This window comes from Rhodococcus koreensis, from assembly GCF_017068375.1.
Classification (GTDB): Bacteria; Actinomycetota; Actinomycetes; order Mycobacteriales; family Mycobacteriaceae; genus Rhodococcus_F; species Rhodococcus_F koreensis.
Genome location: NZ_CP070609.1, coordinates 5,458,936 through 5,475,964 on the forward strand (window position 1 = coordinate 5,458,936; position 17,029 = coordinate 5,475,964).

The following is a 17,029-nucleotide window of genomic DNA, read 5'->3' on the forward strand; positions in this document are numbered from 1 at the left end:
GACTCTTGCCGAATTCACGCCTGCGCGGGCACCTTGGTGTCGAGCGGATCGGCGGCGTCCACCGCATCGAGCCAGTCGAGGATCTGTTCGGTGTGCTGCCCGAGCACCGGTGGTGCTGCATGCTCGGCGCGCACCAACGAGTCGCCGCCGGCCGATTCCATCCGCAAGGACGGACCGGGCAACTGCACAGTTCCCACCACCGGGTGCTCGACCTCGAGTAGCAGTCCCTGGCTGCGGGTCTGCTCCCACTCGTACACCTCGTCGATCGTCCGGATCGATCCCGCGGGAACACCCGCGGCCTCGAGCGCGGCGAGCACGTCGACCCGGGTACGGCCGGCGAAGTCGGCCTCGATCGCGGCGATCAAGGCATCCCGGGCCGCGACCCGGTCACGGTTGACCGCGAACCGCGGATCAATTGCCGACAGACCGGCCACCGGGGCGAACTTCGCCCAGATCGCCTCGCTGCCGACCGCGATCTGCACGTAGCCGTCCGCGCAGCGGAAGCTGCCGTACGGGGCGATCTGCGGATGGTGGTTGCCGGACCGCTGCGCGACCTGACCGCCGACGGTCCACTTGGTGCCCTGGAAGGTGTGCGCGCTGACCGCGGCGGCCAACAGCGACGTGCGGACCACCATGCCCTTGCCGGTCTTCTCCCGGGCCGCCAGCGCCGCCGACACCCCGGCAGTCCCGTGGACACCCGCGAGCACGTCCGCCATCGGAACTCCGATCCGCGTCGGTTCCCCGTGGGGATCACCGGTCACCGACATCAGTCCGGCCTCGCCCTGGGCGATCTGGTCGTAGCCCGCCCGGGATCCCTCCGGCCCGTCGTGCCCGAACCCGGTGATCGACAACGTGATCAGCCGCGAGTTGAGCTCTTCGAGCACCTCCGGCGAAAACCCGAGGCGGTCGAAGGCGCCGGGCCGGAGGTTCTCGATCAGCACGTCCGCCTGCCGGATGAGGCGACGCAGCGCGTCCTTGCCGTGCTCGGATTTCAGATCCAGCACGATCGATTCCTTGTTCCGGTTCGCCGACATGAAGTACGACGACTGCGGGTCGTCCTGCGGCCCGACGAACGGCGGCCCCCAGGTGCGGGAGTCGTCGCCGGTGCCCGGGGCTTCGACCTTGATCACGCGGGCGCCGAGGTCGCCGAGCATCATCGCGGCGATCGGCCCGGCCAGTGCCCGGGAGACGTCGAGCACGAGAATGTCGTTCAGAGGTCCGACAGTCATGATGCGTTCCCTCCTCAGAGTGTGCGCAGGCGCACGTTGACCTGCTTGGTCTGGGTGAATCCGGCGATCATGCCCTCGAGGGACACCTCGCGGCCGAGGCCGCTCTGCTTGTATCCGCCGTACGACTGGCCGATCATCTGGCCGCCACCCTGGTTGACCTGCACCCACCCGGTTTCGAGGGCGTGGGCCGTGGACAGGGCCAGGTCGAGGTTGTGGGTCCACACGTACGCGGCCAGACCGTAGTGCGAGTCGTTGGCCATCGCGACGACGTCGGCGTGGTCGTTCCACGGGATCGCGACCAGGGCGGGTCCGAAGATCTCCTCCCGCGACAGTCGCCAGGTGTTGTCGGCGCCGGAGAAGACGGTCGGGCCCATGTAGTAGCCGTCGGTGTTGCCGATCGTGTCGGGGGAGCCGTCGAGGACGGTGGAGACCTTCGTCGAGCTCAGGCCGTCCTGGAGGAACCCGTTCACCGAGGCGAACTGCTTGTCGTTGATGATGGCGCCCATGTCCGTCGACTCGTCCAGTGGGTTACCGACTTTCAGGCCGGCGAGGGTGGTGACGAGTCGGTCGAGGACCTGGTCGTAGATGTCCTGGTGCAGGAACAGGCGGGAGCCGGCGGTGCAGCTCTGGCCCTGCCGGTGCACCCGGGTCGAGAGCAGCAGCTGGTTGATGAAGTCGTCGTCGACGTCGACGTCGGGGAACACGATGGACGGGTTCTTGCCGCCGAGTTCGAGCGAGACGTGCGCCAGACGGCCACCGGCTTCGCGGGCCACGTGGCGGCCGACCTCGGTGGAACCGGTGAACGACACCTTGTGGACGTCCGGGTGCTGCACGAGCGCCTCACCGGCCACCGACCCGGATCCGGTGATGACGTTGAGGACACCGGCGGGCAGGTATTCGGCGCAGATCTCGGCGAGCAGCAGGACGCTGAGCGGTGCGGCTTCGGCGGCCTTGACGACGACGGTGTTGCCGGCGACGAGGGCCGCGGGGATCTTGAAGCCGGCGATCATCAGCGGGGAGTTCCAGGGCAGGATGGCGCCGATGACACCGAGCGGTTCCTGCCGGGAGTACTGCAGCTGGTCGTCGCCTGCGGGCAGCACGGTGCCCTTGATCTCACCGGCGACGCCGGCGAAGTAGCGGAACAGGTTCGCCAGGGTGGTGACCTCGGGGCGGGCCTGGGTGCGCAGCGCGTTGCCGGTGTCGAGGGCGGTGAGGCGTGCGAGTTCCTCGGAGCGGGCGTCGATGGCGTCGGCGATCTTCGCCAGGATCCGGGCTCGTGCGGTGAAGTGCTGGGAACGCCACTGCGGGAACGCCTTGTTCGCCGCGCGGACCGCCCGATCGACGTCCTCGACGCTCGAGGACGGGACGCGGCCGATCACGTGCTCACGCAGGATCGGGGTCGTCACGTCTCGCCATTCGCCGGAGCGGGCTTCCACCCAACTGCCGTCGACGAACATGGGATAGTCGCGGGTTTCGGGAATCTCGAGATCGGCGAGTGTGGGCTGTGTGGAGGTCATGTCGGAATCTCCTTGAAATACGGATAGGTCTGCCGGGGTGCAGGGAAAGTGCTAGGTGGATGGAGCGACGCTGCCGCGCTCGGACAGCGCGTCGATCGCGTGGGTGTAGACGTCGTCGACCTCACCGTCCGCATCGACCGACAGCAGAAGTGCCGAGTAGTAGTCGAGCAGTGGGCGGGTTTCGTCGTGATAGACGCGCAGACGTCGACGGATGACGTCCTCGGTGTCGTCGGCGCGTCCGCGGGCCAGCATCCGCTCGACGACCGCATCGTCCGCGATCGAAAAGTCCAGAACAGCGTTGATCTGGATCAGCTGCTCGCCCAGGAGTTCGTCGAGGGCGATCGCCTGAGCCACGGTGCGGGGGAAGCCGTCCAGAATGAACCCGGCGGTCGTGTCGTCGTCGGCGAGTCGCTCCACCACCATCCCGATGGTGACTTCGTCCGGCACCAGTTCGCCCGCATCGAGGAACGACTTCGCTCGCCGGCCCAGTTCCGTGCCCTGCGCGATGTGGCTACGGAACAGATCGCCGGTCGAGATGTGAGGGAGCTGCAGTGCCGACGAAAGCGACTGCGCCTGAGTTCCTTTGCCCGCTCCGGGCGGTCCGGTCAGGATGATGCGCACAACGAATTCCTTTCGCGTCGAGCGGGGATTACGACGGTTATGCCTGCGCGTCGAGAGCGCCGGAACGGATCGCCGTCACGATTGCGGAGAAGTCACGGCCCGGGCCGTCCTGAGCGACGAACTGTTCGTACAGTTCGGTCGCGCGCCGTCCGAGCGAAGTGTCCACCCCGTTGTCGGTTGCGGCGGCCTGCGCGAGGCGAAGATCCTTGAGCATCAACGCACTCCCGAATCCGCCGGCGTAGTCGCGGTTGGCGGGGCTGGTCGGCACCGGACCGGGGACCGGGCAGTTGGTCGTCAACGCCCAGCACTGACCGGACGCGGTCGACGAGACATCGAACAGTGCCTGGTCGGTCAGGCCCAGCTTGGCGCCCAGCGCGAAAGCTTCGCTGACGGCGATCATGGAGATTCCCAGGATCATGTTGTTGCAGATCTTCGCGGCCTGACCGGCCCCGGCGTCGCCGCATCGGACGATGCGGGACCCCATGGCATCGAGGAACGTGGCGGCCTGGTCCACCGCCTCGGCCGGACCACCGACCATGAACGTGAGGGTTCCGCCGTCCGCACCGACGGTGCCGCCGGAGACGGGGGCGTCCACGGCACTGTGCCCGGCGGCGACGGCGAGTTCGGCGGCGGCCCGCGCGTCGGCGACGTCGATCGTCGAGCAGTCGAGGAACAGGGTTCCCGGCCGTGCAGCCGGGACCAGGTCGGTGTAGACGTCGAGCACGTGCTTGCCGCTGGGCAGCATCGTGATGATCACGTCGGCATCCTCGGCGGCGGCGACAACGCTGTCAGCGGAGGCGATTCCGTGTGCGCGAGCCTTCTCCGCCGCTGCCGGGGAGGGATCGAATCCGACGACCGTGTGGCCGCCTCGCGTCAGATTCGTGGCCATACCCAGGCCCATGTTTCCGAGCCCGAGGAAAGCGATCTTGCTCATCTGTACTCCTTGTGGTTGCCGACGTTCCACGCACGGGGCATCGATCCGAACAACAGGTCGTGGGTGAATCCCGGGAAGCGGGCCGCTGTGCGTCGCTCTCCGCCGGGAACGGTTTCGAGTGTGCCCGCGCGGGGACGATCGCGGAATCACCGAACCTGCACAGGGGATGTGCAAAATTGCATCGCCGCGGTCGCTCGGGCTTGCGATGCGTCACACTTGCCGGATCATCGCCCCCGGCAACTTAGGAGCAGGCGAAAACCGCGGGCGTCATCGACCTGGGGGTGCGCTGGATCCGACGGCTCGTCCTGATCGGGGCGGGTCGCGGCATTGCCCAGCAGTTCACTCCGGGACGCGGGCTATTCCGGACCGCTCCCGATCGAGAACGAGGACTACACCCTCGGCCAGTGCGAGTCCGTCGCCCTCGCCGTCGACACCCTCCAGCGCGCTCGCAGCGCAGCGACCGCCCGGAAACCGACCCCGACGAGGCATTTTACCGTCAACTGCTCGCTCCGTGTTACCGGCGTGAACTCGCCTCACTGGCGACCTGACGTTTCGACATACGACGCCAGGTTGGCAAGCGAGGACGCGATGCCGGCCTCGTGGTCCGCTTGGCTGATGCCCGGTGGCACGTCCGTGGCGGTGACGGTCACCTCGGTCCCGCCACTGGTCGGGGTGAGTTGCCAGGTCATCGTCATGGTGCCCGCGAACGACGGGTCGTCGGCCTCGAACACCGCCTGCTGCACCACCCGCTCCGGCGGCACCAGGGCTGCAAACCCGACGTCGACGACATCCGTCGCAGCCGAACTCTTGCCGAGGCTGTCGGCGGGATCGAGGTAGGTGAGGACCATCCGGAACCCGCCACCCGGCCGAGGGTCCCACTGCTCGATCCGACCCCGCATGCCCTCCGGCGGCAACCAGGCCTCGACGGATTCCCGATCGAGCAGGGCGTCGTACACGGTCGCCGGTGATGCCGCGATCACCCGGCCGGCGCGGTCGGTCCTTCCCATGGGCCGAGTCTAGGGCGAGGTTCCCGCCCGGCAGAGGCATTTCGATTCACAGGTCGAGGACCAGTCGGTCGGATGTGCACTGCGATACGCAGATCATCCTGGTGTCGCCGCGCTCGCGCTCGTCGTCGGTCAGGACGGTGTCGCGGTGCTCGGGCCGGCCATCGAGGACCGGCGTTTCGCAGGTGCCGCACAGCTGGGTTGGGGCGCTGAAACGTTCCGTCTGAAGGGTGAGGTCTACGGCGCTGCACGCGGTGGCGAGGGCGTCGAGAAGCGGCGCGGGCCCACAGGCCAGGACTGTCGTGCCCGGATCCGCGGAACCGTGGAACGCTTCGAGGTCGAGAAGCCCGTCGGTGTCCTGCGGGCTGACGAGGACCTTGTCTCCGTGGCGTTCGAGGTGGGACAAGAAGGCCATCGATGATCGGGTTCGTCCGCCGTAGAGCAGCTTCCACGGTTTTGCGCGTCGCTCGGCGTCCTCGATCATCGGCAGGATCGGGGTGATGCCGATGCCACCGGCGACGAAGATACGTTCACGCTACGGGGCGCGGCCCCCGCCCGGTGACCGAGCGACCGACCCGCTGGTATTCGTCCGTTGGCGCATATCCTGGGGGCATCCCAGGGCGCGGCACGGAGGCCGTCGAGGGCCCGCGGTCGGTTCGTCTTTCGTGTGGGATCGGCGCCACCCGGGTACGTGGGTGGCATGAGCACAATCACCGAAGAAGTCGATGTCGATGTTCCGGTCCGGACGGGTTCGCCGAGAACGCCGCTGACAGACTCGGCGTCCTCAGCCACCGAGTCAAGGCCGACATGAAGAAGTTCAAGCACTTCATCGAAGAGCGCGGCGCTGAAACCGGCGGCTGGCGTGGTGGCGTGGACCGCCGCCCCACACCCTGAGAACACCCGGAAGAGGTGCTTCCTCCAACCGCCACACCCCGCCCGGCGGCGCGGTTATCGACAACGGCTACAGGATCGGGTGGGGTCGGACCGTTTCGTACGGGCCGAATCGACTAGCCTCCAGCGGTTTTGACTGATTGAATTTCGGCCGTTGCGGGTAGTCCGGTAGTTCGCGCGCGGGCATCCGTTTCGGGGTATGCCCGCGCGGGGGGAGCCTGGACGGGGCGCCGAGCGGACCACAGACGGAAAGTTCCGGGACGGGGTTGGCCGGGAGCGAGGAGCGATGCAATGACCACAGCGGGTGGGCCGAGTTCGAGCAGTCTGGCCGATGTCATCGACACCATCCTGGACAAGGGACTGGTCATCGACGCCTACGTCCGGGTCTCGCTGGTCGGCATCGAACTACTCACCATCGACGCCCGCGTCGTGGTCGCCAGCGTCGACACCTACCTGCGTTTCGCCGAGGCGGCGAACCGACTCGCGATCGGCAGCGAACCGAAAGGCCTGACCGATCTCGTCTCCGACGTCAAGGGCAGCGGCAGCACGAAGTCGAAGACCAAGGGTGTCCTCGAGGGGGTGGGGGAGACCCTCGGTGAGCTGCTCGGCGGATCATCGGGCGGCGAACGCGAACCGGCACCGCGGCGGAGACAAAAATGACCTCCCCGGAGGACACCGACGACACCGAGGGTGCTGCGGCGTCCGTGATCTACGTGTATGCAATCGTGCCCGCGGACGTGCAACCGGAAGAGGATGCGACCGGTATTCACGATGCCCCGATCGAGATCGTCACGCACGGCGACATCGCGGCCTTGGTCAGCGAGATCGACCCGGACCACCGACTCGGTACCCCCGCGGATCTGCAGGCCCACGCCCGCATCCTCGACGGCACCTCGCACGTGGCCCCGGTGCTGCCGCTGCGGTTCGGTGCCGTTGTGTCCGATCGCGACGCGGTGATCAACGAGTTGCTCGCCGACCACCAGGACGAGTTCGCCTCGGCTCTCGACGAACTCGAGGGTTTCGCGCAGTACATGATCAAGGGCCGCTACGTCGAGGAGAGCATCGTGCGGGAGATCGTCGACGAAAGCCCGAAGGCTACCGCCCTGCTCGAGTCGATCCGCGGCCAGCCCGAGGAGCTCACCCGGGACGCCCGGATGGCTTTGGGCGAGATCATCGGCCAGGCCCTCGAGGCCAAGCGGGAGACGGACACGAGGACCGCCCTGGACGCGTTGTCGCCGCTGACCGACACCGTCACCGTCCTCGAACCCACCCACGACGAGGACGCCATGCAGATCGCGATCCTCCTCGAGGTCGACCGGCAAGACGCACTCGAGCAGACGGTGGGAGACCTGGTAGAACGCTGGGACAACAGGGTGACGATCCGCATCCTCGGCCCCATGGCCCCCTACGACTTTGTGGTGAGACCGAAGCCGGAGGGCTGACGAAAGACGCACTACACCGTCCCGATCCCGCAGACTCAGGCCGCTGAGCTCTCACCCACTTCGCGCGAGATCCGGCGCTGCCGGCCCCCCGCATCAGTAGGTATCGAAATCCGACACTTCATCCGCCCCGCGACCCCCGGAGGCATGTCCGGTCAGCGGAAGCTCGTCCACACCGCGGCGGCGAGCGCCACCACGACCACGCACATCACGATGGTGAGGAAGTGTTCGTTGTCCGCGAGGAGTTGCTGCATGAGACGAGGTGCGCGGTTACGGCTCCCATCAGAGCGAATCGATAGGCACGAGCATCCACAACGCGACCGCGGGCACGCACAAATCCCGGCGCTGATCGATGGGCTCCGGGCCGCCGGCGAGGGAGGGGACTAGTGCGCCTTGGCCGTTCCCTTCCTGCGTGCGGCGGTGTCCGGTTGTTCTTCCGGTGCGGATTCGTCGCGGGACTGCGCCGACGAGTCACTGGGCGTCGTGATCCGTGGTCTGCGCAGTCTGTGCGGCTTCGGCTGTTGTTCGTCGTGGACCGCGTGAGACGACGTTGTTTCCGTGCTCGAACTCTCGTCGACGGTGGGATCCTCGTGGTCCCGCGGGTGGGCGTGCCCGCGGCGGCCGATCCTCTTCACCCCGGCGACCAGGTGCCCGCCGCCGGCCACGACGTGTGCGCCGCGCGACCGGAGGCGGTCGCGGAACGAATCGACGTGGTCGCTGGTGGCCTCGGCCGTGGCGGCCGCCGTGTCGAGGAGGTCGTCCCGAACGGAATCGCCGAGTTCCGCGATCTCCGGAGACGAGGCGAGGAACTCGGATCCCTGTGCGAGCAGTTCCTCAGGCCCCTTGCGGGACCCGCCCACTCCAGCGATCTTCACGGCCATCCTCAACTGGTGTGTGCGCCCCAGTAGGTATCCGGCGCCGACCGCCGTGGCAATCTCAACTTTGGTTTTGGTTTTCTTGATTTTCATGATCGAACCCACTTGCTGTGTGTCGGCGCCACGCGGTGCATCGGGCGTCGGGAGCATGTGAAACTCGGGCGCGTCGGTGCGCGCGAGGCGTATACCGTGACTACCCCGTGCGCCCGGTCCCCAATCGCAACTCCATCGGAAGCCGCTGTGCGGAGGACCGTCCACGCGGCCGCCGTGACCCGGTGCGAACGCCTCTCCGGGATGAGTATGGGTGTTGCGGGGGCTCGGTCGGCTCGGGCACCCGCCGACGGGGGGGCAGCGAGAGGCCGCGCCGGAGACGACTCGTCAGTTTTCGGCGGGGTGGTCTGGGTGGCGAGGTCCGAGCTTTGGGGTGGTGTGATCGTCGCTTACCTGGGTGGTGCTCGATGCTGGAGGGAGTCGATCTCGGCGGACACCTCGTCGAGGCGGCGTCTGGCCTTCGCCAGCAGGCCCTCGAGTTCGAGAATGCCGACTTCCACTTCTTCCCGCTCGGCCAGCCGGCGGGCGAGCTCGGTCGGATGTGATTTCGTCTTCATCCATTCACGGTACGCAGATCATCAGGCCTGATGAGGTCGACCTGTTCCTCGTGTGAGACGTGTGCGTGGGAGTGATTCATGGGTTCGCGGAAGGGCCGCACGCGGCCGAGGCGGGGTGGGCGAACACCCGGCCTCGGCGCGTACGACGTAGGGCGCCCCGCGGCCGAAGGGGTTGGCGACCGAAGCCGGGGCTGGCTGCCCCGGCCGGTGTGCGCGGGCCCGGGACAACGTAGTGAGCGGGTACCCGGATCCGGGCTGGCTACGCCGGATTCCTGCAGGCCCCGGAATGCGTGGCAGCTCCGAGCCTCGGTGTGCTGATGATCCGGGTGCGCGGCGGATCGGAAAGGCGCCGACGGATGTCCGAGAGCAAGCACATCCCGAAATCCGAGCCCGGTGCCCCTCGTCCCTGTGGCCCCGAGGCGGTCGGCCGGCTACTTCACCGTCACGCTGCCGGTGAAGAAGAACCGTGGGGTGCCCCCGAAGCAGAAGACACCGTGGCGGTCACGGCTCCCGACGCTCAACGCGGGCACCGCCGTCGCGGCCCCTGCCGGGAGGACCATCGCGGGAGCGATCACGGCCGTCGCGATGTGGCCGTGCGCGCTGCGAGTCTCGGTGGACCTGCCGAGTCCCACCCCTTACGCCGCGCCGGGCATGCACCGGCCTGCGTGGATGGACCCGAGTGGAGCGGTCACCGTGTGGCGGCGCGGATGGCCGCGACGAGTCCGGCCACGAGCAGGGCCAGCAGCGCGATCACCAGCAGAACCGGCCCCAGCACCAGCCCGAGGAGGATGAGCAGGACGAGGGCGACCTGCACGGTGCGGCTCAACCCGGATGCCATGCCCTTGATCGCCGCCCACACCAGGTTCTTGCGGTCCAGGACGGCGTCGATGGCCCGCAGGGCTGCAGTGGTGCTCGGTCCACCGTGGACGACGGATTCGGCGACGGTGTCCAGCCAGTGGTCGAGACTCCTCCGCACGGCGGCACCTCGATCCTCGACCTCGTCGAGGAGAGGGTTGTCGAGGAATTGATGAAAGTGGGTTTTCAGCCATCGGACGGCTTCGTCGACCGACCGCGGAACTTGGTCGCGGCCGAAGGCACCGGCGAACACACCAGCCGGCGCCGCAAACCCCAGCACCGAGTCCGACGCGCCCCGACGACGACCACGCCCGATGCCCGCACCGGCCCGTGCCCTGTGCCGGTCCGTCCCTCGAGGGTCGGGCCGACTATGCCTTCCCGCGCCATACCAAGGGCTTACCCTCTTCGCGGTCCACGGAAACGCGGGCACACCTTTCTTGGACGGTGCCGGAGGATCCGACCGGATGGACTTTTCCTCGGCCCGAATTGCGCAGTCCTCTCCCGTCTTTGACCGATTGAATCCGCCCGTTCGGGGTAGGCCGCGGCAGGCGGATCCAGTTCCAGCAGTCTCGCTGACGACATCGACACCATCTTGGACAAGGGACTGGTCATCGATGCCTACGTCCGGGTCTCGATCGTCGGCATCGAACTGCTCACCATCGACGCCCGCGTCGTGGTTGCCAGCGTCGACACCTACCTTGCGCTTCGCCGAGGCGGCGAACCGGCTCGCGATCGGCAGCGAACCGAAGGGCCTGCCGATCTCGTCTCCGACGTCAAGGGCAGCGGCAGCACCAAATCCAAGACCAGGGGTGTCCTCGAGGGCGTGGGGGAGACGCTCGGTGAACTGCTCGGCGGATCGGGCAGCGAACGCGAACCCGCACCCCGCCGGAGAAAGACCTCTGGGCACCCCGGACCTGCAAACGCACGAACTGCTCGCCGACCACGAGGACGAGTTCACCTCCGCCCTGACCGAACTCGAGGGCTGCGCCCAATAGTTGGTGCAGGGCCGCTACGTGCAGGAGACCCCCTCCGCGAGATCGTCGACGAGAGTCCCAAGGCCACCGCACTGCTCGAGGAGATCCGCGACAAACCCGAGGAACTGGCTCGGGACGCCCGAATGGCGTTGGGAGAGATCATTGGCCACATCCTCGAAACCACCCGAGAGGCTGACACCCGCACCACCATCGACGTACTGTCCCCGCTGACCGACACCGTCACCGTCCGTGACCCCACCCACGACGAGGACGCCGTGCAGATCGCGGTCCTACTCGAGGTCGACCGGCGGACGAACTCGAACAGGCAGTCGGGGAGCTGTCCGAACGCTGGGACAACCCGGTCACCATGCGCCTCCTCGGGCCGATGGCGCCCTCCGACGTCGTCGTCGCCCGCCGGAGCCGACCGGTCGGACCGTTTCGCGGCCGAACTGCGGTGTTGCGTTGGGCGGCCGATTGAGTGGCCCCGCCCCGGGGTAGTCGGCGGGAATGCGCCCCCCACCGGGTGAGGATCCGATTTCAGACCGCCGCCGGCGCCGAGGTGCACCACAACATCCACTCGATGAAGGGGTTTGGGCGATGACAAGCAAGGGCCAGATGGCTATGGCCGTGGGTGCCGGGTACATGCTGGGCCGCACGCACAAGATGAAGCTGGCGCTGATGCTCGCCGGGTTCGGAGCCAGCAGACGGTTTCCCAGCGGGTCGCTGGGTGTTCTCAACGAGGGCCGCAAACTGCTCGCCGATTCCCCCGAGGTCGCCAAGCTCGGTGCGACGGTGCGCAAGGAATTGATGAATGCCGCGAAGGCGGCCGCGGTGACCGCGGCCAGCCAGCGCATCGACTCGCTCAACACCCGGCTGCAGTCGGGTGAGGACCTCCTCGGCGGCCTCGGCAAGGCTGCCGGCGGCAAGAACAAGTCGAAGCGCTCCCGTGACGAGGACCTCGAGGACGAGTACGAGGACGAGGAGTACGCGGACGACGAGGACGAGGGCGACGACGAGACCGGTGACGACGATTCCGAACAGACGCCCCGCGCCCGCAGGCGGCCGGCTCCGCGCCGCCGGTCCTCGAGTGGCGGTAGTTCCCGGCCCACTCAATCCCGGTCCCGGTCGCGGTCGACGAAGGATGGCGATGACGACGACGAGGGCGACGACCTGGCCCGGGCCCGCAGGACGCGGGCGAGGGCGACAACCGATTCCATACCCGTACGACGACGCACCCGGAAGTGATCAGTGATGACCTCGAATCTTGACAGTGCGGCGAAGAAGCTGCGTAAGAACGTCTCCGGTGCCTCCGGTAAGGCCGCATCGGTGTCACCGCTGCAGAAGGCGGCGCAGGGCCTGCTCGGCACCGTGACCGACAAGGCGTTATCCACCGTCTCCGACAAGGTGCAGGGCGCGACCGGCCGGCTGACCGACTACGCCGAGGGCGGCGGTGGAAGCCTGCTGTCCGCGGTCACCGGAAACGGCAACGGCAACGGCAACGGCAACGGTGACGAGAAGGGCGACGGCAAGTCACTGTTCTCCGGGCTGACCGACAAGGTGAAGGACACTGCGTCGAATCTGAAGGACGCGGTCACCGGCGGCGGCGGTGGTGGTGGCGGTAAGGGCAAGAAGCTCAAGTTGACCAACATCGTCGAAACGATCGATGTCGGTGTGCCGGTCCAACTGGCGTATAACCAATGGACCCAATTCGCCGACTTTCCTTCCTTCATGAAGAAGGTCGAACGAGTGGAGCAGGAAGCGGACGAGAAACTCGAGTGGAAGGCACAGATCTTCCTGTCGCATCGCACCTGGGAAGCGTCGATCCTCGAGCAGGTTCCCGATGAGCGGATCGTGTGGCGGTCGAAGGGCGCCAAGGGCTTCATCGACGGTGCGGTGACGTTCCACGAGGTGACTCCCGATCTCACCCGCATCGTTCTGATCCTCGAGTATCACCCGAAGGGCTTGTTCGAGAAGACGGGAAACCTGTGGCGGGCGCAGGGTCGGCGAGCGCGCTTGGAGTTGAAGCACTTCGGACGCCACGTCATGACCCAGTCCGTTCTCCATCCCGACGAGATAGAGGGGTGGCGCGGAGAAATCCGGGACGGCAAGGTCGTCGAACCCGAGGAGTCCGAGGACAACAACGAGGAACCGGCCGACGACGAGACAGCCGACGCCACCGGTGAGCAGGACCGGTCCGACGAGGAGACGGCCGAAGGCGAAGAGTCGCAGGACCAGGACGACGAGACCGGCGAGTACGAGGAGGAGGAACCGGAGGGCGAGGCCGGCGAGTACGAGGACGAAGAACCCGAGGAGGAGCCGGAGGACGAGACCGGCGAGTACGAGGGCGAAGAACCTGAGGAGGAGCCGGAGGAGGACACCGCGGAGGCGGAGGAGGAGCCCGAGCCGCGGCGGCGTCGTCCTCGGAAGGCTGCAGCGAAGAAGACCCCCGCGAAGAAGACCCCCGCGAAGAAGGCCCCCGCGAAGAAGGCAACGCCGAGGCGGAGGACAGGAGCACGCGCATGACCACGGCAGGTGGACCCAGCTCGAGTAGTCTCGCCGACGTCATCGACACCATCCTCGACAAGGGCCTCGTGATCGACGCGTACGTGCGGGTTTCGCTGGTCGGCATCGAATTGCTGACCATCGACGCCCGGGTCGTCGTCGCGAGCGTGGACACCTACCTGCGGTTCGCGGAGGCGGTGAACCGGCTCGAGATCGGCAGCGAACCGAAGGGGCTGTCCGAGATCGTCTCGGGCGCCACCGAGGGCGGTGCCAAGTCGAAGACGAAGGGCGCGCTCGAATCGGCGGGCGACAAGCTCGGCGGCCTTTTCGGGGGCGGGGAGGAAGAGGAAGAACCTGAGCGGGAACGAGTGTCTCGCAAATCGACTCGAGGTGACCGGTGATGGCCTCCTCGGAGCAGACGAAGCAGGCGACCGGTGTGTATGTCTACGGCATCGTCCCGGCCGGCGTCGAGGTCGCCGAGGATGCGACCGGGGTCGCGGACGGCACCGTGGAGGTGGTCACTCATGGTGACATTGCCGCCCTGGTGAGCGGACTGTCGGTGGACCGGGCGCTCGGCGCACCCGGGGACCTGCGGGCGCATGCGGACCTGCTGGATGGGGTGGCCGGGGTGGCGCCGGTGCTGCCCCTGCGGTTCGGCGCGGTGCTCAGCGACGCCGACGCCGTGCAGGAGGAACTGCTCTCGGCGCACGCGGACGAGTTCGGTTCTGCTCTCGAGAAATTGGAGGGCAAGGCCCAGTACATCGTGAAGGGCCGGTACGTGGAGAAGGCGATCCTGCGGGAGATCCTCGACGAGGACGATCAGGCGGCGGCGTTGCGTGAGGAGATCCGCGACAAGTCGGAGGATGCGGGACGGCAGGCGCGGATGGCCTTGGGAGAACTGGTGAGCAACGCGATCGCCGCCAAGCGGGAACGGGACACCCGCAGGGTCGTTGAGGCGCTCGATGACCTCGCCGCTTCCGTGAACGTGCGCGAACCCACGCATGAGGAGGAGGCCGTGCAGGTGGCGATCCTCGCCGACGTCGAGCGGCAGGACGAGCTCGAACAGGTGCTCAGCGAGCTGGCCCAGGACTGGGACGGGCGGGTGGAGATGAAGCTGCTCGGACCGCAGGCGGCGTACGACTTCGTGGTCGCCCCGAAGCCGGAGGGACAGGGCTGAGGCATAGGTTGGCTCTCGCCCGAGCAGCCGCGCACCTGGCCCCCGGCGCCGTCGTCATCGACTTGCGGACGGCGGTGGCCGCAGCGCGGCTGTAGGCATGGGTGGGGCGCTGGCGGGCGCGGCAGCTGGGGCAGATCGGCTGCCCTGCCGCAGTGCGGCGGTCACGGTTGACCACGGGTGACCACGGGTGACCCCGCTGTCGGATCGCCCACTCTGGGCGAACCCCCGGCCCGGGGAATACCTGCGGAGGGTCCGCTGTTGCACACGCTGACGGTGGCGCGCATACCCCGGGTACCACACCAGAACAGTCGCTGCGAGCGACCACTTGCCGAGAGGCGATATGGCGTCACTGTCACCCCGGACCGGGTAAGACCTACAGTGCGTAGCGTTCCCGGCAGGGATGAGGAGCCGCTGACACCGGGGAAGGTGCCGGCGGCTTCCCTCTTTTCTCGGATGCACTCCTTCACAAGAAGTCCCGGGTGATCACCCGCCAGCCGGGGTGGGCGTGGATCGCCGAGGTTGCCGCCGATCTCGACCGCTTCCCGTGTGAGTACTCGAAACATTGCCGACGCCCGCCAGGCGTTTCTGTACCGAGACCGCAAGTCGGGGACGAGGAGGTCGAGGCGTTCATCGCGGCCGGCGAACACGCCACCAAGGCGGGGATCCCTGGCGAGCTCTCACCTACGAATTGAGCGGATCGATACGAGGGCAGATGATGATCGCCGATTGATCCGCCACTGCGCCTGGATCTTTCGGCCACGGAATCTTCAGTCGAACGCTGCGTCCTGCCAGAGCACGTCGACGAGACGGTCGGCGATGTGCCGCATCTCTTCGGCGGCCGCGGGGATCCGGTCGCGCCCGAACCGGTAGCGGGGAGCAGGTCGTAGGAGGCGACCGCGGCGACCGCGGCACCGGCGAATGCTGTGGACCACCTCATTCCGCCAGTCCGGTGCGGATCCGAGAGAGACGTTTCGATGCCGATCCGCGTCCTCCCGACGGTCTCCTCCGATCGGTCAGCGGGGAAGCCGGCGCGCTGAGGAGCGTGGGCAATGCGGTGCGGTGCGTCGGGATCGGGATCGGGAACGGTCCCGTCGGGGATGGTGGACTTCGGCGCATCCGGGTGGCTGTATCGGGTCGTCGGCGCCGGCCGAAACCGGGCGAGTGAAGCCCCCCTTCGACGGTGTCCCGTCGAAGGGGGGCGTCCCGCCATGTTGGAGCTGCAGTTCAAGGTCCTGCGGCTGCGAGCGTGGTCAGGTCTCGTCGGGAAGGACGTGGTCGGGGCGGTCGATGTCGCCGCGCCAGGCACCGGTTTCGGTGCCGCGCGCTTCGATGAACACCTTGAACTTGGTCATGTCGGTCTTCACCCGGTGGGTCAGGACACCGAGGGCCGACATCGGATTTCCACGCCACCTGTTCATCGGGGTGTTGCTCGGTGATGGTGGCGTCGAATTCGCTTCTTTGTCCGGCAATCTCGCGTACCCAATGGGTCACGTCAGGTCGATGTCGCGCCGGCCCGGCGGAGGTGGCGGGCGAAGAACCGGGCCGAGCTGTCACGCTCGTACTCGGGCACCTGGTTGTACCCGCCCGGGTGGGCGTGCAGTGTCTTCTCCCTCGAGCCGAAGGCGTCGAACAACGCGAGACCGGCTCGGCGGTCAATGTATTCGTCGTCCCACGGAATCCGGTACTCGACCGGGACGGTGATCGTTCGTGCCGTCTCGATCAGAGCGTCGTCCACGAAGACCGCACCGATGCTCAGGGCAGCGATCCGGGGTTCGACCGTCGCCAACATCAGCCCGGTCACGACACCCAACGTCATGCCGCCGTAGCCGACGGGGTGCTCCGGAGCCGATCTCGGGCAGCGCCTGCAGTGCGTCGAGGGTTTCCTGCCATTCCGGCACCGCACGCTCCGCGAGCGAGGTGTTGTAGTCGATGACGATCGGGGCGATCGGCTCGCCCGCCGCCCGGGCCTGATGGATCGCGTCGCCCCACCGCTGATCCTGAGGGCTCCGCGGCCGGTCACCGTGTCCGGGCGCGTCGATGGCGGCGACGGTGTACCCGTAGGTGCTCACGCAGTGGAGTGCGCCGGCCACCAGTCCGGGCGCCTTCTTGTGCATGCCGCCGCTGTGCCCCGACAGCAGCAGCGGTGCGCCGACCGTTCCGGATGCGGGTGACCAGAGCACGCCGGTGATCTCGCCCAGGGTGAAGTTGCGTTCGATGACACCGTTCGACGATGTCTCAGAGGTGAAGTGCATGGTGTTGCCTTTCGGGATTGCCTTGTTGTCGAGGCGCTCCCGGCGACATCTACGTCGATCGCCCGGCCGTGAAGAGGGGGAGCACCCACCTGCGTACTGCGTTCATGGGTCTCACCTCCTCGCTCGAAGTCACGGTCCTCCGAACGTTAGC

At 67.6% G+C, this 17,029-nt stretch carries 17 protein-coding genes and 4 pseudogenes; 8 read left to right on the forward strand and 13 right to left on the reverse strand.

Annotated elements, in window-relative coordinates:
* Positions 1-14: 14 nt before the first annotated feature.
* The 6 genes from JWS14_RS25020 to JWS14_RS25050 all read right to left on the reverse strand — a co-directional run bounded on the left by JWS14_RS25020 (position 15) and on the right by JWS14_RS25050 (position 5,789).
* Entirely contained in the window at positions 15-1,229 is a 1,215-nt protein-coding gene (locus tag JWS14_RS25020) for a CaiB/BaiF CoA transferase family protein (protein WP_206014643.1), read from the reverse strand.
* 14 nt (positions 1,230-1,243) lie between these two features.
* On the reverse strand, positions 1,244-2,746 hold the full coding sequence (locus JWS14_RS25025) for an aldehyde dehydrogenase family protein (protein ID WP_072939121.1): 1,503 nt from the start codon (positions 2,744-2,746) through the stop codon (positions 1,244-1,246).
* 51 nt (positions 2,747-2,797) lie between these two features.
* Complete coding sequence (locus JWS14_RS25030; protein WP_206014644.1) at positions 2,798-3,367, reverse strand: adenylate kinase; 570 nt, start codon at positions 3,365-3,367, stop codon at positions 2,798-2,800.
* A gap of 37 nt (positions 3,368-3,404) precedes the next feature.
* A complete protein-coding gene (mmsB, locus tag JWS14_RS25035) occupies positions 3,405-4,331 on the reverse strand; it encodes a 3-hydroxyisobutyrate dehydrogenase (RefSeq protein WP_338051267.1) in 927 nt (308 codons plus the stop codon).
* Positions 4,332-4,834: 503 nt separating this feature from the next.
* The gene (locus JWS14_RS25045; protein ID WP_206014646.1) at positions 4,835-5,308 is read right to left on the reverse strand and encodes an SRPBCC family protein; all 474 of its coding nucleotides are present in this window, start codon (positions 5,306-5,308) and stop codon (positions 4,835-4,837) included.
* Between the two features lie 46 nt (positions 5,309-5,354).
* The gene (locus tag JWS14_RS25050) at positions 5,355-5,789 is read right to left on the reverse strand and encodes a flavin reductase family protein (RefSeq protein WP_206014647.1); all 435 of its coding nucleotides are present in this window, start codon (positions 5,787-5,789) and stop codon (positions 5,355-5,357) included.
* A gap of 698 nt (positions 5,790-6,487) precedes the next feature.
* Here JWS14_RS25050 and gvpJ (JWS14_RS25055) point away from each other — a divergent pair.
* Positions 6,488-6,856 carry a gas vesicle protein GvpJ gene (gene gvpJ, locus JWS14_RS25055; protein WP_206014648.1) on the forward strand — a complete coding sequence of 123 codons (369 nt, stop codon included), beginning with the start codon at positions 6,488-6,490 and terminating at the stop codon, positions 6,854-6,856.
* Complete coding sequence (locus tag JWS14_RS25060; protein ID WP_206014649.1) at positions 6,853-7,638, forward strand: GvpL/GvpF family gas vesicle protein; 786 nt, start codon at positions 6,853-6,855, stop codon at positions 7,636-7,638. Before gvpJ (JWS14_RS25055) ends, JWS14_RS25060 begins: the two co-directional genes overlap by 4 nt.
* A gap of 380 nt (positions 7,639-8,018) precedes the next feature.
* Here the strand turns inward: JWS14_RS25060 and JWS14_RS25065 are convergent, their stop codons facing one another.
* The 4 genes from JWS14_RS25065 to JWS14_RS25080 form a co-directional block, all read right to left on the reverse strand.
* Positions 8,019-8,516: a hypothetical protein gene (locus JWS14_RS25065; RefSeq protein ID WP_241031686.1), complete on the reverse strand. Its 498-nt coding sequence runs from the start codon at positions 8,514-8,516 to the stop codon at positions 8,019-8,021.
* Positions 8,517-8,950: 434 nt separating this feature from the next.
* Positions 8,951-9,118, reverse strand: coding sequence for a hypothetical protein (locus tag JWS14_RS25070; protein WP_206014651.1), 168 nt, complete (start codon positions 9,116-9,118; stop codon positions 8,951-8,953).
* A gap of 431 nt (positions 9,119-9,549) precedes the next feature.
* Entirely contained in the window at positions 9,550-9,750 is a 201-nt protein-coding gene (locus JWS14_RS25075; RefSeq protein WP_206014652.1) for a hypothetical protein, read from the reverse strand.
* A 56-nt stretch (positions 9,751-9,806) separates the two neighbouring features.
* Entirely contained in the window at positions 9,807-10,253 is a 447-nt protein-coding gene (locus JWS14_RS25080; protein ID WP_241031459.1) for a hypothetical protein, read from the reverse strand.
* Between the two features lie 264 nt (positions 10,254-10,517).
* On the opposite strand from JWS14_RS25080, the pseudogene gvpJ (JWS14_RS25085) reads away from it, so the two are divergent.
* From gvpJ (JWS14_RS25085) to JWS14_RS25110, 6 genes and pseudogenes are all read left to right on the forward strand, one after another.
* A pseudogene (gene gvpJ, locus JWS14_RS25085) lies at positions 10,518-10,868 on the forward strand (gas vesicle protein GvpJ); the annotation flags it as partial.
* Between the two features lie 192 nt (positions 10,869-11,060).
* A pseudogene (locus JWS14_RS50160) lies at positions 11,061-11,474 on the forward strand (hypothetical protein); the annotation flags it as partial.
* Positions 11,475-11,544: 70 nt separating this feature from the next.
* Positions 11,545-12,192: a hypothetical protein gene (locus JWS14_RS25095; RefSeq protein ID WP_206014653.1), complete on the forward strand. Its 648-nt coding sequence runs from the start codon at positions 11,545-11,547 to the stop codon at positions 12,190-12,192.
* 6 nt (positions 12,193-12,198) lie between these two features.
* Entirely contained in the window at positions 12,199-13,470 is a 1,272-nt protein-coding gene (locus JWS14_RS25100; protein WP_206014654.1) for an SRPBCC family protein, read from the forward strand.
* A complete protein-coding gene (gvpJ, locus tag JWS14_RS25105; RefSeq protein ID WP_074933515.1) occupies positions 13,467-13,850 on the forward strand; it encodes a gas vesicle protein GvpJ in 384 nt (127 codons plus the stop codon). Before JWS14_RS25100 ends, gvpJ (JWS14_RS25105) begins: the two co-directional genes overlap by 4 nt.
* Positions 13,850-14,626, forward strand: coding sequence for a GvpL/GvpF family gas vesicle protein (locus JWS14_RS25110; protein ID WP_206014655.1), 777 nt, complete (start codon positions 13,850-13,852; stop codon positions 14,624-14,626). The genes gvpJ (JWS14_RS25105) and JWS14_RS25110 overlap by 1 nt, the downstream gene beginning before the upstream one ends.
* 767 nt (positions 14,627-15,393) lie before the next feature.
* On the opposite strand, the gene JWS14_RS25115 is transcribed toward JWS14_RS25110, so the two are convergent.
* The 3 genes and pseudogenes from JWS14_RS25115 to JWS14_RS25125 form a co-directional block, all read right to left on the reverse strand.
* Entirely contained in the window at positions 15,394-15,558 is a 165-nt protein-coding gene (locus tag JWS14_RS25115) for a hypothetical protein (RefSeq protein ID WP_206014656.1), read from the reverse strand.
* Positions 15,559-15,876: 318 nt separating this feature from the next.
* Positions 15,877-16,114, reverse strand: a pseudogene (locus JWS14_RS25120) (SRPBCC family protein); the annotation flags it as partial.
* Between the two features lie 4 nt (positions 16,115-16,118).
* Positions 16,119-16,878 (reverse strand): annotated as a pseudogene (locus tag JWS14_RS25125) (alpha/beta hydrolase family protein).
* Positions 16,879-17,029: the final 151 nt, after the last annotated feature.

Bases quoted from the DNA above. Each gene is read 5' to 3' on its own strand.
- JWS14_RS25100 (WP_206014654.1), top strand. From the start codon at position 12,199: ATGACCTCGAATCTTGACAGTGCGGCGAAGAAGCTGCGTAAGAACGTC.
- JWS14_RS25045 (WP_206014646.1), bottom strand. From the start codon at position 5,308: ATGGGAAGGACCGACCGCGCCGGCCGGGTGATCGCGGCATCACCGGCG.
- gvpJ (WP_206014648.1), top strand. From the start codon at position 6,488: ATGACCACAGCGGGTGGGCCGAGTTCGAGCAGTCTGGCCGATGTCATC.
- JWS14_RS25065 (WP_241031686.1), bottom strand. From the start codon at position 8,516: ATGGCCGTGAAGATCGCTGGAGTGGGCGGGTCCCGCAAGGGGCCTGAG.
- JWS14_RS25025 (WP_072939121.1), bottom strand. From the start codon at position 2,746: ATGACCTCCACACAGCCCACACTCGCCGATCTCGAGATTCCCGAAACC.
- JWS14_RS25070 (WP_206014651.1), bottom strand. From the start codon at position 9,118: ATGAAGACGAAATCACATCCGACCGAGCTCGCCCGCCGGCTGGCCGAG.
- JWS14_RS25110 (WP_206014655.1), top strand. From the start codon at position 13,850: ATGGCCTCCTCGGAGCAGACGAAGCAGGCGACCGGTGTGTATGTCTAC.
- JWS14_RS25095 (WP_206014653.1), top strand. From the start codon at position 11,545: ATGACAAGCAAGGGCCAGATGGCTATGGCCGTGGGTGCCGGGTACATG.
- JWS14_RS25020 (WP_206014643.1), bottom strand. From the start codon at position 1,229: ATGACTGTCGGACCTCTGAACGACATTCTCGTGCTCGACGTCTCCCGG.
- JWS14_RS25050 (WP_206014647.1), bottom strand. From the start codon at position 5,789: ATGATCGAGGACGCCGAGCGACGCGCAAAACCGTGGAAGCTGCTCTAC.
- gvpJ (WP_074933515.1), top strand. From the start codon at position 13,467: ATGACCACGGCAGGTGGACCCAGCTCGAGTAGTCTCGCCGACGTCATC.
- JWS14_RS25060 (WP_206014649.1), top strand. From the start codon at position 6,853: ATGACCTCCCCGGAGGACACCGACGACACCGAGGGTGCTGCGGCGTCC.